Source organism: Kribbella sp. NPDC050820, from assembly GCF_040653975.1.
In the GTDB taxonomy this organism is placed as follows: domain Bacteria; phylum Actinomycetota; class Actinomycetes; order Propionibacteriales; family Kribbellaceae; genus Kribbella.
Window position 1 is genome coordinate 133,194 of sequence record NZ_JBFAHB010000003.1, and the last position, 13,295, is coordinate 146,488.

Genomic DNA, 13,295 nt, shown 5'->3' on the forward strand with positions numbered 1-13,295 from the left:
TCCGATCCCGTTACCCTTGGTCGGTGACACTTCGCTTGTACGACACCGCGACAGCAGCAGTGAGGGATTTCGAGCCGGTCCAGCCGGGCAAGGTCGGGATCTACCACTGTGGGCTGACGGTGCAGGGTGCCCCGCACGTCGGGCACATCTACAAGGAGGTCGTGTTCGACGTCCTGCGGCGCTGGCTCGAGCGCTCCGGGTACGAGGTCACCGTGATCGCGAACGTGACCGACATCGAGGACAAGATCCTCGCCAAGTCCGCGGACCGCGGCGTCCCGTGGTGGGCGCACGCCTACGAGTTCGAGCGCGAGTTGCACTGGGCGTACGACGTGCTCGGCTGCCGCCCGCCGACGTACGAGCCGCGTGCCACCGGGCACATCCCGGAGATGCTGGAGATGATCGACCAGCTGGTCGAGCGCGGGCACGCGTACATCGCCCCGGACGGGTCCGGCGACGTCTACTTCGACGTCCGGTCCTGGCCGTCGTACGGCGAGCTGTCGAACCAGCGGATCGAGGACATGGAGGCCGCCGAGGACGCGGACCCGCGTGGCAAGCGGGACCCGCGCGACTTCGCGCTCTGGAAGGGCCACACCGAGGGCACCCCGCGGACGGCATCCTGGCCGACCCCGTGGGGCCGCGGCCGCCCGGGGTGGCACCTGGAGTGCTCGGCGATGGCCGGCAAGTACCTGGGCGCGGAGTTCGACATCCACGGCGGCGGGCTGGACCTGCGGTTCCCGCACCACGAGAACGAGCTGGCCCAGTCGACCGCGGTCGGCCAGAAGTTCGCCCGGTTCTGGATGCACAACGCGCTCGTCACCACGGCCGGCGAGAAGATGTCGAAGTCGATGGGCAACAGCGCGGTGGTGCGCAACGTGGTCGAGCGGGTCCGCCCGATCGAGCTGCGCTGGTACCTGGTGCAGTCGCACTACCGGTCGGTGGTGGAGTTCTCCTTCGAGGCGCTGGACGAGGCCGCGAAGAGCTTCCAGCGGGTCGAGGGTTTCGTCACCCGGGCCACCGAGGTGACCGGCGGGGCCGAGCCGGCCGCCGAGCTGCCGTCGGACTTCGTCGCCGCGATGGACGACGACCTGGGGACGCCGGCCGCGCTCGCCGTACTGCACAACACCGTGCGGGACGGGAACAAGCTGGTCGCGGACGGGGACTCGCCGGCCCTGCGGGAGAGTCTGGCCGCGGTGCGCGGGATGCTCGGCGTGCTCGGGCTGGACCCGCTGGCCGAGCCGTGGGCCTCGCGGACCGGTGCCACCGAAGAGCTCAGCGAGGTGGTGGACGGGCTGGTCAAGGCGCTGCTGGAGCAGCGGCAGGCAGCCCGGGAGCGTAAGGACTATGCCGCGTCGGACGAGATCCGCGACCGGCTGAAGGCGCTCGGCGTGGTCGTCGAGGACACCCCTCAGGGACCACGCTGGTCGATCGCCGTGTCAGGTTCCGGGCCGGCAACCAACAACGAAGGAAGCTGACGTGCCAGGCAGTAGCCAGCGCAAGGGAGCAATCCGCAAGAAGCCGCGGGGCAACCCGACCGCCGGGTCCGGTGGCCGGGTCCGCCGTGGCCTGGAGGGCAAGGGCCCGACGCCGAAGGCGGTGGACCGGGTCAAGCACCCCGCGCACAAGCGGGCGAAGGCGAAGGAGCGCGCCCAGGAGCGCGAGCGCACCCGTCGCCCGGCCCGGCGGGACACCGACTCATCGGTCGAGTGGGTGTACGGGCGCAATCCGGTGGTCGAGGCGTTGCGGGCCGGTGTCCCGGTCGCGGCGCTGCATGTTGCCGAAGGCACCGAACGGGACGCCCGGCTGCGCGAGGCCCTGCACGTCGCGGTCGAGCACGGCATCTCGGTCCTCGAGGTTCCGCGCGCCGAACTGGACCGGGTCACCGCCGGCGGCGCCCACCAGGGTGTCGCGGTGCAGATCCCGCCGTACGAGTACGCGCACCCGGACGACCTGCTCTCCCGGGCGTACGACGCGCAGGAGGTGCCGCTCGTGGTCGCGCTCGACGGCGTGACCGACCCGCGGAACCTGGGCGCCATCACCCGGTCCGCGGCCGCGTTCGGCGCCCACGGTGTGCTCGTGCCGGAGCGCCGTACGGCGTCCATGTCGGCGTCGGCGTGGAAGACGTCGGCCGGCGCGGCGGCCCGGATCCCGGTCGCTCGTGCGACGAACCTGAACCGGGCGCTCAAGTCCTACAAGGACGCCGGTCTGCTGGTCGTCGGCCTGGACATGGGCGGCGGGGTCGAGCTCCCCGAGCTCGAGGCGGCCACCGAGCCGCTCGTTCTCGTGGTCGGCTCCGAGGGCAAGGGCCTGGCCCGCCTGGTCCGGGAGAACTGCGACCTGATCGTCTCGATCCCGATGACGAGTGCCACCGAGTCCCTCAACGCGGGCATCGCCACCGGAGTCGCCCTGTACGAGATCTCCCGCCGCCGAGCAAGCTGAAAAGCAAGACCAAAAAGCAGGTGCGGTGGGGAAGCGCGAGGCGGGCAGCGCCCCGGATCCATGGTGGATCCGGGGCGCTGTTCTGCGTTGGTGTCAGTAGACGCTGACGCCGTAGCGGGAGAGAACTTCGGTGACGGGCTGGAAGTAGGTCGTGCCACCGGAGGAGCAGTTGCCGGAGCCGCCCGAGGTCAGGCCCAGGGCCACGGTGCCGGCGAACAGCGCACCGCCGGAGTCACCACCCTCGGCGCAGACGTTGGTACGGATCAGGCCGGTGACGGTTCCTTCGGCGTAGTTCACCGTCGCGTTGGTGCCGGTGACCGAGCCGCTGCGCAGACCGGTCGTGCTACCACTGCGCTTGACCGCCTGGCCGACGTACGCGTTCCCGGCCGAGGTGATGTCCTGCGACGAGCCGTTGTACAGGTTCACCGTGCCGGGGTGGTTGGTGTACGACGTGCTGTACCGGACGATCCCGTAGTCGTTGCCCGGGAAGCTCGTCCCGTAGCGGGAGCCCAGCAGCGTGGTCTTGCTCGAGTTCGCGTACCAGCTGGACGCGATGTTGGTGCAGTGACCGGCGGTCAGGAAGTAGTACGTGCTGCCGCTGCGGACGTTGAAGCCGAGCGAGCAGCGGTACTGCCCGCCGTAGATGGCGTCGCCGCCGCGGATGAGTTTCGACAGCTTGCCGGACATCTTCTCCAGCGTGACCCGGTTGCCGAACTGCTTCGTGACGTTGGTGAGCGCCGTCAGCTTCCCACCGGTGACCGTTTCGTCGTACGAGACGATGATCCGGCCGTCCGGGTTGGTCTGCCAGGCGGTGCCCGGGATGGACGCGTCCCTGGACAGGGTCGCGCTGATGGCCGAGGCCGACAGGGTCGACGGGTCGACCGGAGCGGCCGAGGCCTGCGTCGACAGCAGGCCGGCGGCCGTCAGTCCGGCTGCTACCAGGATGGCAGCGGTACGGCGGATGGGCAGAATGTTCACGGTTTCAGCCTCCTCACGATGAGGACGCGCTCGGGGCGGGTGCGTCCTTGACTTAAACCGTGTGCATTAGTACCCGCTTTTGTCCCTGAGTATTCAGGCGAGTTCGGAGCGTGAGGGAAATCCTGCGTCTAGTAGACCGACACCCCGTACGCGTTGAGGGCCTCGACCACCGGCTGGAAGTAGGTGACACCGCCGGAGTCGCAGTCGCCGGAGCCACCGGAGGTCAGGCCGAAGGCCCAGTGCCGGTAGAACAGCGGGCCGCCGGAGTCGCCGGGCTCGGCGCAGACGCTGGTCCGGATCAGGCCCGCGACCCGGCCGTCGCCGTAGTTCACGGTGGCGTTCAGCCCGGTCACCCGGCCGCTGTGCAGGCCGGTGGTGATGCCGGAGCGGTACACCAGCTGACCGATGCCCGGGTTCATCGCCGTGGTGATGTCCTGCGAGCGGCCGTTGTACAGGTAGACGGCGCCGCCCGGCGGACGGATGACGGTCGGGTAGATGACCAGGGCGTAGTCGTTCCACGGGTAGCTGGAGTGGTGCAGCTTGCCGAGGTGGAGGTCGTGGTCGGCGTCCTGGTACCAGGTGGTCGCCTCGTTGCCGCAGTGCCCGGCGGTCAGCAGGTAGTACTTGCCTTTCCGCTGGACGTTGAAGCCGGCCGAGCACTTGACCTCGCCACCCCACATGCCGGTGCCGCCGGTGACGTACTTGGTCAGCTTGCCGGGCAGCTTCTCGACGACGACGTTCTCGCCGAGCTTCTTGGTGACGTTGGTCAGGGCGGTCAGCTTCGAACCGGTGACGGTGGAGTCGTAGGAGACGAGCACCTTGCCGTCCGGCCGGGTCATCCAGGCCGTGCCGGGGGTGTGTACCTCCTCGTTGAGCGTGGACGTGATCTTGGCCGCGGACAGCCGCGGCGGCTTGACCGGGTCGGCCTGCGCCAGTGGCAGCGCAGCCAGAGACAAAGCAGTAGCGGCGACGACTGCCGCCGTACGTCTGAGGGTGGAAGATCGCATGTCATAAGCCTTCCGTGACAAGCCGCGGGCGAACCGGCCGTGGCAGCTTCAGGACATCAAACGATTGGAAGGCGAGTCTAAGCGTCGGTAGGTCAACGTCCGGTCGAGCAACTGACGGTCGCCGCGGAGCTCGGCGTGGTCGACGTCGACCGCCCAGTCCTCGCCGGACAGCGTCACCGTCATCGCGCCGTTGCCGAACCACGGCCCCCGCGCGATCCGCCACTCGGCCGCGACATCCCGGACGCCGGCCGACCGGGCGAGCTTGTGCAGCAACGTCGTCATGAACCGCTTGTCGAGCAGGTGGTTGGCCCATCGGATGTGACGGGGGACCGGGTTGCGGAACGGCGACATGGTGAGCTGGCGGATCGCCGTACTGGGATGGTCGATGGCGAGCAGGTCGGCCTCGGCGAGGTAGCTGCAGTGCACGTCGCCGGACAGCATCAGGATCGAGGCCGGCGGGTCCTCGCCACCGGCCAGAGCGGCCAGCAGATCGGTCACGTCGTCGAACGACTTCCGGAACGACGCCCAGTGCTCCAGGTCCATGCCCTGCCGGATCCGCTCGCCGACCTTCGCCGCCCGCGATCCCCAGGCGCCGGACGAGATCGCCTCGTCCCAGCCCTCCAGGTGATGCAGCCCGGGCGCGAGCAGGAACGGCAGCGTCGACGCGAGCAGCAGGTGGTGGATCGACCGGGACGCCTCGACGGTGTGGTGGCGCACCCACTCCCACTCGTGCGCGTCGACCATCGCCCGCTCGTCGGGCTCGAGGTGCCGCGAGCAGCGCGAGTCGACGGCGACCAGCCGGACTCCGCGGGATGCTGCGCCGAAGTCGCGGACGAAACTCCATCGCGTGGAGGCCGGGTCCTCGTCCGCTGCCCACGCGAAGCTGTCGAGGTACGCCGTACGTTCCTCGTCGTCCTCGATCGAGAGCATCGCCCGGTACGTCGCGTCCTGGTCGAGCTGCTCCGGCGAGAGGTTGCCGAGGTGCTGATAGACCCAGTACGACGCGTACGCGCCGACGACCCGGTCATGCCACCACGGCTGTGCAGTTACCCAGCGGCGCCAGGTCAGCGAGGTGTTCCAGTCGTCGCGCAGGTCGTGGTCGTCGAGCAGCATGCACAGCGGGACCGTGGAGAACAGCCAGCGCACCGCCGGCGTCAGCCACGCGTCGTCGTACAGCCAGGTGTACTCCTCGTAGTTGCCGATCTCGTCGGCCACCTCGGACCCTTGTCGCCCGCCGTGCGCCTCCCGCAACTTCTCGAGTACGACGTCCGACGGGTCGTCGGCATACACCTGGTCGCCGAGCAGCAGGATCGCGTCGGGCGGTTCCTCGACGCCGGCCGCCATCCGCTCGGCCAGCGCGACCAGCGCGTCCGGGCCGAACGCCTTGAACCCCTTGGCGTCGAACGGCGCCGACCGCCGGCAGGACCCGAACGTCAGCCGGAAGGTCCCGTCCGCCCGCGGTGTCCGGATCACGCTCGCGCCGTACGGCTGGTCCTCGGGGGGCCACACTCTCGCCCCGTCCAGCCGGACCTCGTACGGCGTCTCGCTGGCCGGCGTCAGACCCTCGATCCGGACCAGCGCGTAGTGGTGCCCGTGCACCGACCAGGTCGGGGCCTGGTGGCCGAGCACCTCGACCTCGCAGGGCTCGCTGGTCTCGACCCAGACGGTGGCCCGGGTGTCGTCGACGTACCGCAGCAGCGGCCCCAACCTGAGTTCCATCCGGAAAAACTACAAGCTCAATCCAACCTGAGGGAATGCAGGACGAACGAGGCGAGCTCGCGGTAGGCCTCGGCGTCGTTGAGGCCGGTCCGGCGAGCGATGTCGCCGCGCTGGATCGCCTGCATGGTGTGCGCGATCATCTCGGCGGCGAACGCGATGTCGACCGGGCGGAACGCCTTGTGGTTGATCCCGTCCTCGATCAGCGTCCGGACCCGGTCGGCGGCGATCCGGGTGTTCCGCTCGTACACCGAGCGGGCCGGCGCGAACCGGGCCACGTCGTCGAGGAAGGTCCGGCTGGCCGGCCGGAGCGCGTCCGCGACCGCGTTCAGGTACGCCGCGATCCGCCGGTCGTGCCGGGTCTGCCGGGCCACCGCGGACTCCACCTGAGCGGTGGCATTCTTGAAGTAGTGCTTCACCACCTCGACGGCGAGCTGCTCCTTGCTCGGCGCGAGCGCATAGAGGGTCGTCTTGCTGCAGCGCAGCTCGGCGGCCAGGTCGTCCAGGGTGAACCGGCTGAAGCCCTGCGTCAGAAACAGGGACAGGAGCCGGTCGAGCAGCTCGGACTGCCTGCGGGTACGCCGCCCCGGAACGACTGTTGTCATATCGAGACAGCATAGAACGATACGGAACTTTGGGCTTCAGTATCGTTACGAGTATCATTTCGTCAGCCGTTGAGAGGGGTGCCTGATGGCTGTCGATCGGCTGTTGCCGACTGAGGAATCCATTGACCTGCTCGCCCTGGTCCGCGACCTGTGCGAGCACGAGCTGGCGCCGTACGCCGCGCAGGCCGAGGAGAGCGAGACGTTCCCGCGGGACGCGTTCCGCACGCTCGGCAAGGCCGGCCTGCTCGGCCTGCCCTACCCGGAGCAGTACGGCGGCGCCGAGCAGCCGTACGAGGTGTACCTCCAGATGCTGGAGGAGATCGCCGCCGCCTGGATGTCGGTCGGTGTGGGGGTGTCGGTGCACACAATGACCAGCTACGCCGTCGCCACCTTCGGCACGGAGGAGCAGCGGGCCCGGTTGCTGCCCGACATGGTCGGCGGTGAGCAGCTGGGCGCCTACGCGCTGTCCGAGCCGCAGGCCGGGTCCGACATCAGCTCGATGACCACGAAGGCGGTCCGCGACGGCGACGACTACGTCCTGACCGGCACCAAGGCCTGGATCAGCCACGGCTCGCACGCCGACTTCTACACCACCTTCGCCCGGACGTCGGACGACCCGAAGCGCGGCATCTCCGCGTTCCACGTGCCGGCCTCGTCCAAGGGGCTCAGCTTCGGCGCGCCCGAGCGCAAGATGGGCATGACCGGTTCGACCACGACGCTGGTCAACTACGACCAGGTCCGGGTCCCGGCGGCGAACCTGATCGGCGCCGAGGGCGACGGCATGCGGATCGCCCTGTCCGCCCTGGACTCCGGGCGGCTCGGCATCGCCGCCGCGGCGATCGGCCTCGCCCAGGCTGCGCTCGACGTGGCCGCGTCGTACGCGCTGGAGCGGCAGCAGTTCGGCCACGCGATCGCGGACTTCCAGGGCATGCAGTTCCTGCTCGCCGACATGGCGGCCGCGGTCGAGTCGGGCCGGGCGACGTACCTGCAGGCCGCCCGGCGGCGCGACCTCGGCAAGCCGTTCACCCAGCAGGCGGCGATCGCCAAGCTGGTCTGCACCGACGCCGCGATGAAGGTGACCACGGACGCGGTCCAGGTCCTCGGTGGGTACGGTTACACCCGCGAGTTCCCGGCCGAGCGCTACATGCGCGAGGCCAAGGTCACCCAGATCTTCGAAGGCACCAACCAGATCCAGCGGCTGGTGATCAGCCGCGACCTGCTCAGGAGCGTCAAATGAAGCTTGCCCCGTCCGACGTCGCACTCGTCACCGGCGGTGGTTCGGGCCTCGGTGAGGCGACCGTACGGCGGCTCGCCGCCGACGGACTGGGGGTCGTGATCGTCGACCTGCCGTCGTCCCCGGGCAAGGCGATCGCGGACGAGCTCGGCGACCGGGTCGTCTTCGCCCCGGCCGACGTCACCGACGAGGCCGCGGTGACCGCGGCCCTGGACGCGGCCGCCGAGCTGGGTGAGCTCCGCGTGGTGGTCACCTGCGCAGGGATCGCCACTCCGGGCCGAGTCGTCGGCCGGAAGGGTCCGTTGCCGCTGGCAACCTTCCGGCAGGTCGTCGAGGTGAACCTGATCGGCACCTTCAACGTGCTCCGGCTGGCCGCCGAGCGGATGGTCGCGCAGCCGGCCGGCGCCGACGGTGACCGCGGTGTCGTGGTGATGACGGCGTCCATCGCGGCGTACGACGGCCAGGTCGGGCAGGCGGCGTACGCGGCCAGCAAGGGCGGCATCGTCGGCCTCACGCTGACCGCGGCGCGCGACCTTGCGGACAAGGGGATCCGGGTCGTCACGATCGCGCCGGGCACGATGGAGACGCCGATGCTGGCGGGCCTCCCGGAGGAGACCCGCACGGTCCTCGAGCAGCAGGTACCGCACCCGTCCCGGCTCGGGCGCCCGGCGGAGTACGCCGCCCTGGTCGGTCACATCATCGACAACCAGCTGCTGAACGGCGAGGTCATCCGCCTCGACGGCGCCCTCAGGATGCCGCCGCGCTGAGTTTCAGCCAGCGCACGCCGTGCGCGGGCACGTCGTACTCGAGGTGTCCGGTGACGGGCTGGGAAGTCCCGTCCCACAGGTCGTGCGCCTGGCCGGATGCTGCTGCCAGGGACTCGAGTGGCACGGACACCTTCCGCGCGGACTCCCCGGTCCAGAAGATCGCCACGTAGGCGGACTCCTGCGATCGGGCGGTCCACACGATCAGCTCGCCGTCGTCGAGCGGCTCGCGGATCACCTCGCGGCCGTCGTACGACGAGGTCAGCAGCTCCGACAGCGCGGGGTTGGCCAGCAGGGCAAGGGTTTCGTCATCGGTCGTCGGCAGGTCACCGCCCATCATCAGCGGCGACCGGCCCATCACCCACAGCGTGAGCAGTGTCTTCTGCTCGTCCCAGGTGAGCCGGCTGGCGCGGTCGTCGCCGCGTTCGGCCCGGATCCCGATGTGCCCGAGCGGAAGCATGTCGGCATCCGCCCACCCGCCGGCCTGCTGGAACGGCGCCCAGCGCGCCAGCCGCGCGAACTGTGCGTGCACGTCCTCCCAGCGGTCCCACAGGTCGTCGGAGATCCGCCACATCTGCGCGTTCGCCCGCAGGTGGTCGAGGTGGTGCGTCGACAGGTGCGTGCCGGGTGACAGCGACAGCACGATGTCCCGGCCGCTGCGCTCGATCGCCTTCGCGTACGCCGCGATCTCACGATCGTGGTACGGCGCCAGCATGTCGTCGGCCTTGATGAAGTCCACACCCCACGCGGCGAACTGCGCCACCTGCGCGTCGTAGTACGCCTGGGCGCCGGGGTGGTCGTGGTTCAGGCCGAGGTTGTCCGGGTTCCACGCGCAGACGTGCTCCGGGTCGGCGATCTCGCGCGCGGTCCACTCGGTGCCGAGCACCGGCAGATCCAGCTCGACCGCGCGACGCGGGATGCCGCGCATGATGTGCAGACCGAACTTCAGGCCGAGGTCGTGCACCGCGGCGGCCAGCGGCCGGAAGCCGGCGCCGTCGGCCGCCGAGGGGAAGCGGTTCGGCGCCGGCAACTGGCGGCCGTGGTCGTCCAGAACGATCGGCGCGTCCGTGTTGTACCCGTGCGAGCGGGCGGTCGGGTCGTACCAGGCGATGTCGACGACCACGGTGTCCCAGCCGGACGCGAGCAGCTTGTCATGCATCACCTGCGCGTTCGCGAGCACCTCGGCCTCGGTGACCGTGGTCCCGAAGCAGTCCCAGCTGTTCCACCCCATCGGCGGGGTGTGCGCCCGGGTCACCATTCGGCGAACGAGCCGTCGGAGTGCCGCAGCACCGGTGATCTCCACGTATGCCCCTCGGCCGCGGCGGCCCTGACGGCCTCCTCGTTCACCTCGATGCCGAGGCCTGGACCGGCGGGCCGCACGATGTGGCCGTCCACGAAGGCGAACACCTGCGGATCGACCAGGTAGTCGAGCCCTGCGCTGCCACCGCCGTACTCGATGCCGAGGCTCTGCTCCTGGATCAGGAAGTTCGGCGTGGCCAGGTCGACCTGCAGACTCGCGGCCAGCGTGATCGGGCCCAGCGGGCAGTGCGGCGCGACGGCGACGTCGTATGCCTCGGCCATCGCGGCGATCCGGCGGACCTCGGAGATGCCGCCGGCGTGCGAGATGTCCGGCTGGGCGACCGCGATGCCGGCCGGGAGGACGTCGCGGAAGTCCCAGCGTGAGTACAGGCGTTCGCCGATCGCGATCGGGATGCTGGTCGACTCGGTGACCCGGCGCAGGTCCCGGGCGAACTCCGGCAGCACCGGCTCCTCGACGAACATCGGCAGCAGCGGCTCGAGCAACGGCAGGATCTGGCGGGTGGCCGCCGTACTGAACCGGCCGTGGAAGTCGAGCGCGATGTCCACCGCGTCGCCGAGCGCCTCGCGCAGCGCGGCGACCCGGCTCACCATCGCATGGATCTGCGCGGCGGACGGGATCGGCGGCAGCGCCTCCGCGAGGTTGAGCTTGATCGCGGAGAATCCCTTGGCCACCTTCGCCTGGGCGTCGTCGACGATCTGCGCGTTGTCGCGGCCGTGCACCCAGGTGTAGATGCGGACCCGCTCGCGGACCGGACCGCCGAGCAACTCGTGCACCGGCGTCTCGTGGTAGCGGCCCTTGATGTCCCACAGCGCCTGGTCGATCCCGGCCAGCGCACTGGAGAGCACCGGACCGCCGCGGTAGAAACCGCCCTTGGCGAGCGTCTGCCAGTGGTCCTCGATGCGCAGCGGATCCGTGCCGACCAGGTACTCCATCAGCGCGCCGACCGCCCCCTGCACCGCCTCGGCCCGGCCTTCGACGATCGGCTCACCCCAGCCGCTGATGCCTTCGTCGGTGTCGATCCGCAGGAACTGCCATCGCGGCGCCACCAGAAAGGTCTCGTACCCGACGATCTTCACACGGCCTCATTCGTTCGGAGTTCTGCGCCGGCCAGCAGGGCGGCGACGAGTTGGTCGGTCTGTCGCAGGACCAGGGCGGCGGCGCCGGACGCGCCCGCGCGGACCCCGAGGTCGAGCTCCGCGGCGACCACCTCGGCGTCGCGGGTGAGCGCCATCGCGGACCGGCGCAGGGTGGCCCGGATCGGCTCCAGGATCAGGTCGCCGGTCCGGGCGAGCTCGCCGCCGATGATGATCACGCCCGGGTTGATCAGGTTGCAGATGTTCGCCAGCACCCGCCCGGTCACCTCACCGGCCTCCCGCAGCACGCGCACCGTCTCCGGGTCGCCGGCGCTCGCCGAGGCGAGCAACTCGTCGATGTCGTTCAGCTGCAGGGCTTTCAGTACGGCGGTCAGCGACGCGTACTGCACCAGGCAGCCGCGGTTCCCGCACGGGCACGGGGCGCCGGCCGGGTCCGCGGAGATGTGCCCGGCCTCGCCACCGCCGCCGCGGGCGCCCCCGTGGTGAAGGTTGCCGTCGACAAGCAATCCGGCCCCGATCCCGGTGGACAGCCCGAGGAACAGCACGTCCCGGACACCCCGGCCCGCGCCCCAGGTGAACTCGGCCACCGCCTCGAGCCGGGTGTTGTTGTCCACCAGCAGTGGCACGTCGAGATGCCGCCCGAACTCGGCGGACACGTTCACGCCCGCCCAGGCCTGACCCGGCAGGGACGGCCCGACCACTCCGGTCTGCAGATCGATCGGACCGGGGACACCGATCGCGACACCCACCAGGTCATGGCGATCGAGGCCGGTCTCGGTGAGCAGGTCATCGAGCAGCGCGACGCCGGCGGTCAGCCGCTCCTGCCACGGGGTGTCCCGCGGCGTGGTGACGCCCGCGCTGGCGAGCGTCCGCCCGGACAGGTCGGTGACGTGACCCCAGACGCGCTCGAGGGTGAAGTCCAGGCCGGCCGCGGCGCCCGCGTCCGGGTTCGCCCGCAGGAAGCCGCGGGCCCGCCCGTCGACCTCGGAGGCGTCGATCCCGGCCTGGGCGACCTGGTCGCCGACCACCTCGATCACCACCCCACCGGTGATCAGGTCCGCGACGATCGTCGACACGGTGGTCCGGGACAGGCCGCAGATGCGAGCCAGCTCCGCCCGGTGCAACGCCCCGTGATCCATCAGGGCGGACAGCATCCGTTCGGAGTTGGTACGCCGTAGCGCTCGCAGTGATCCGGTGTCCTTGGCAGCCACGTCGTCGAGTATCGACGCCCGGTCCGGTCGACGTCAACAAAATTGACATGGTGTGTTCACACTCTTGACACAGACCCGGAACTGCTCGAACAATTCCCGACACAGATCGGGTATCGGTCCCGGCCGGGCGACATGGATGGCACGACATGAGCGCTGTGCGGAACGACCGTGAGCCGCTGGTGGTGATCACCGGCGGACTGGGCCGGGTGGCCGGGGTGGTGCTGCCTCAGCTGCGCAAGCACTACCGGCTCCGGCTCGTCGACCGGTCTGCGCCGGCCGCGTCCGGCGAGGAGGTCCTGCAGGCAGACATCGGCGACCCAGATGCGGCGTACCGGGCCTTCGAAGGCGCCGACGCCGTGCTGCACCTGGCCGCGAACAGCAGCCCGTGGCAGACCTGGGACAGCGTGTACGCCGCCAACGTCCGGCCGACCCAGGCCGTGCTGGAGGCGGCTGCGGCCCACGCCGTACCGAAGATCGTGCTGGCCAGCTCCCTGCATGTGGTCGGTGAGTACAACCGGCCGCAGTACTGGCCGGTCGATCCGCGGGTCGATCCGCGCCCGTGCTGTCCGTACGGCCTCGGCAAGGTCGTGCTGGAAGCGCTGGGCCGGACGCACGCGGCGCGGACCGGTGCTTCGGTCACTTGCCTGCGACTCGGTCTGACCGGCTGGCCGCTGACCGAGCGGCGCTACCTGGGCCAGTGGCTGTCCGACGGCGACGCCGGGCGACTGGTGCTCGCAGCGCTCAACGCCCGGGAGCACTACGGCGTGCACTTCGGCGTCTCCGCCAACACCCGCAACCACTGGGACATCACCTCGGCCCGGCACGAGCTCGGCTACCGGCCCGAGGACGACAGCGAGCCGCTGGCAGACCGGGCCGGCCCCTCCTCCGGTCCGGTCTGCCGGCTCTTCGACGACTTTTCGGAATGACTT

12 protein-coding genes are annotated in these 13,295 nt (G+C 70.3%); 5 read left to right on the forward strand and 7 right to left on the reverse strand.

The features are described from left to right. Positions 1–23: 23 nt before the first annotated feature. Together cysS and rlmB are read left to right on the forward strand one after the other, a co-directional pair. Positions 24–1,472: a cysteine--tRNA ligase gene (gene cysS, locus AB0H36_RS04605; RefSeq protein WP_360516432.1), complete on the forward strand. Its 1,449-nt coding sequence runs from the start codon at positions 24–26 to the stop codon at positions 1,470–1,472. A gap of 1 nt (position 1,473) precedes the next feature. Further along, a complete protein-coding gene (gene rlmB, locus AB0H36_RS04610; protein ID WP_360516435.1) occupies positions 1,474–2,436 on the forward strand; it encodes a 23S rRNA (guanosine(2251)-2'-O)-methyltransferase RlmB in 963 nt (320 codons plus the stop codon). A 93-nt stretch (positions 2,437–2,529) separates the two neighbouring features. Here the strand turns inward: rlmB and AB0H36_RS04615 are convergent, their stop codons facing one another. The 4 genes from AB0H36_RS04615 to AB0H36_RS04630 all read right to left on the reverse strand — a co-directional run bounded on the left by AB0H36_RS04615 (position 2,530) and on the right by AB0H36_RS04630 (position 6,742). Beyond that, positions 2,530–3,414, reverse strand: a complete 885-nt coding sequence (locus tag AB0H36_RS04615; protein WP_360516438.1) for a S1 family peptidase — start codon at positions 3,412–3,414, stop codon at positions 2,530–2,532. 128 nt (positions 3,415–3,542) lie between these two features. Next, positions 3,543–4,421, reverse strand: coding sequence for a S1 family peptidase (locus AB0H36_RS04620; RefSeq protein WP_360516441.1), 879 nt, complete (start codon positions 4,419–4,421; stop codon positions 3,543–3,545). Between the two features lie 48 nt (positions 4,422–4,469). Further along, entirely contained in the window at positions 4,470–6,140 is a 1,671-nt protein-coding gene (locus AB0H36_RS04625; RefSeq protein ID WP_360516444.1) for an alkaline phosphatase D family protein, read from the reverse strand. A 17-nt stretch (positions 6,141–6,157) separates the two neighbouring features. Beyond that, a complete protein-coding gene (locus AB0H36_RS04630) occupies positions 6,158–6,742 on the reverse strand; it encodes a TetR/AcrR family transcriptional regulator (RefSeq protein ID WP_360516447.1) in 585 nt (194 codons plus the stop codon). 85 nt (positions 6,743–6,827) lie between these two features. On the opposite strand from AB0H36_RS04630, the gene AB0H36_RS04635 reads away from it, so the two are divergent. Together AB0H36_RS04635 and AB0H36_RS04640 are read left to right on the forward strand one after the other, a co-directional pair. After that, positions 6,828–7,979, forward strand: coding sequence for an acyl-CoA dehydrogenase family protein (locus tag AB0H36_RS04635; RefSeq protein ID WP_360516450.1), 1,152 nt, complete (start codon positions 6,828–6,830; stop codon positions 7,977–7,979). Beyond that, positions 7,976–8,743: an SDR family NAD(P)-dependent oxidoreductase gene (locus AB0H36_RS04640; RefSeq protein ID WP_360516452.1), complete on the forward strand. Its 768-nt coding sequence runs from the start codon at positions 7,976–7,978 to the stop codon at positions 8,741–8,743. Before AB0H36_RS04635 ends, AB0H36_RS04640 begins: the two co-directional genes overlap by 4 nt. On the opposite strand, the gene AB0H36_RS04645 is transcribed toward AB0H36_RS04640, so the two are convergent. From AB0H36_RS04645 to AB0H36_RS04655, 3 genes are read right to left on the reverse strand one after another with little or no spacing between them, the layout of a single operon-like run. Beyond that, positions 8,724–9,971 (reverse strand): glycoside hydrolase family 27 protein, encoded by a 1,248-nt coding sequence (locus tag AB0H36_RS04645; protein WP_360516455.1) that lies wholly within the window; start codon positions 9,969–9,971, stop codon positions 8,724–8,726. The genes AB0H36_RS04640 and AB0H36_RS04645 overlap by 20 nt on opposite strands. A gap of 20 nt (positions 9,972–9,991) precedes the next feature. Continuing rightward, the gene (dgoD, locus tag AB0H36_RS04650; protein ID WP_360516458.1) at positions 9,992–11,137 is read right to left on the reverse strand and encodes a galactonate dehydratase; all 1,146 of its coding nucleotides are present in this window, start codon (positions 11,135–11,137) and stop codon (positions 9,992–9,994) included. Beyond that, a complete protein-coding gene (locus AB0H36_RS04655; protein ID WP_360516461.1) occupies positions 11,134–12,366 on the reverse strand; it encodes an ROK family transcriptional regulator in 1,233 nt (410 codons plus the stop codon). Before AB0H36_RS04655 ends, dgoD begins: the two co-directional genes overlap by 4 nt. A gap of 146 nt (positions 12,367–12,512) precedes the next feature. On the opposite strand from AB0H36_RS04655, the gene AB0H36_RS04660 reads away from it, so the two are divergent. After that, on the forward strand, positions 12,513–13,292 hold the full coding sequence (locus tag AB0H36_RS04660) for an NAD(P)-dependent oxidoreductase (RefSeq protein ID WP_360516464.1): 780 nt from the start codon (positions 12,513–12,515) through the stop codon (positions 13,290–13,292). Positions 13,293–13,295: the final 3 nt, after the last annotated feature.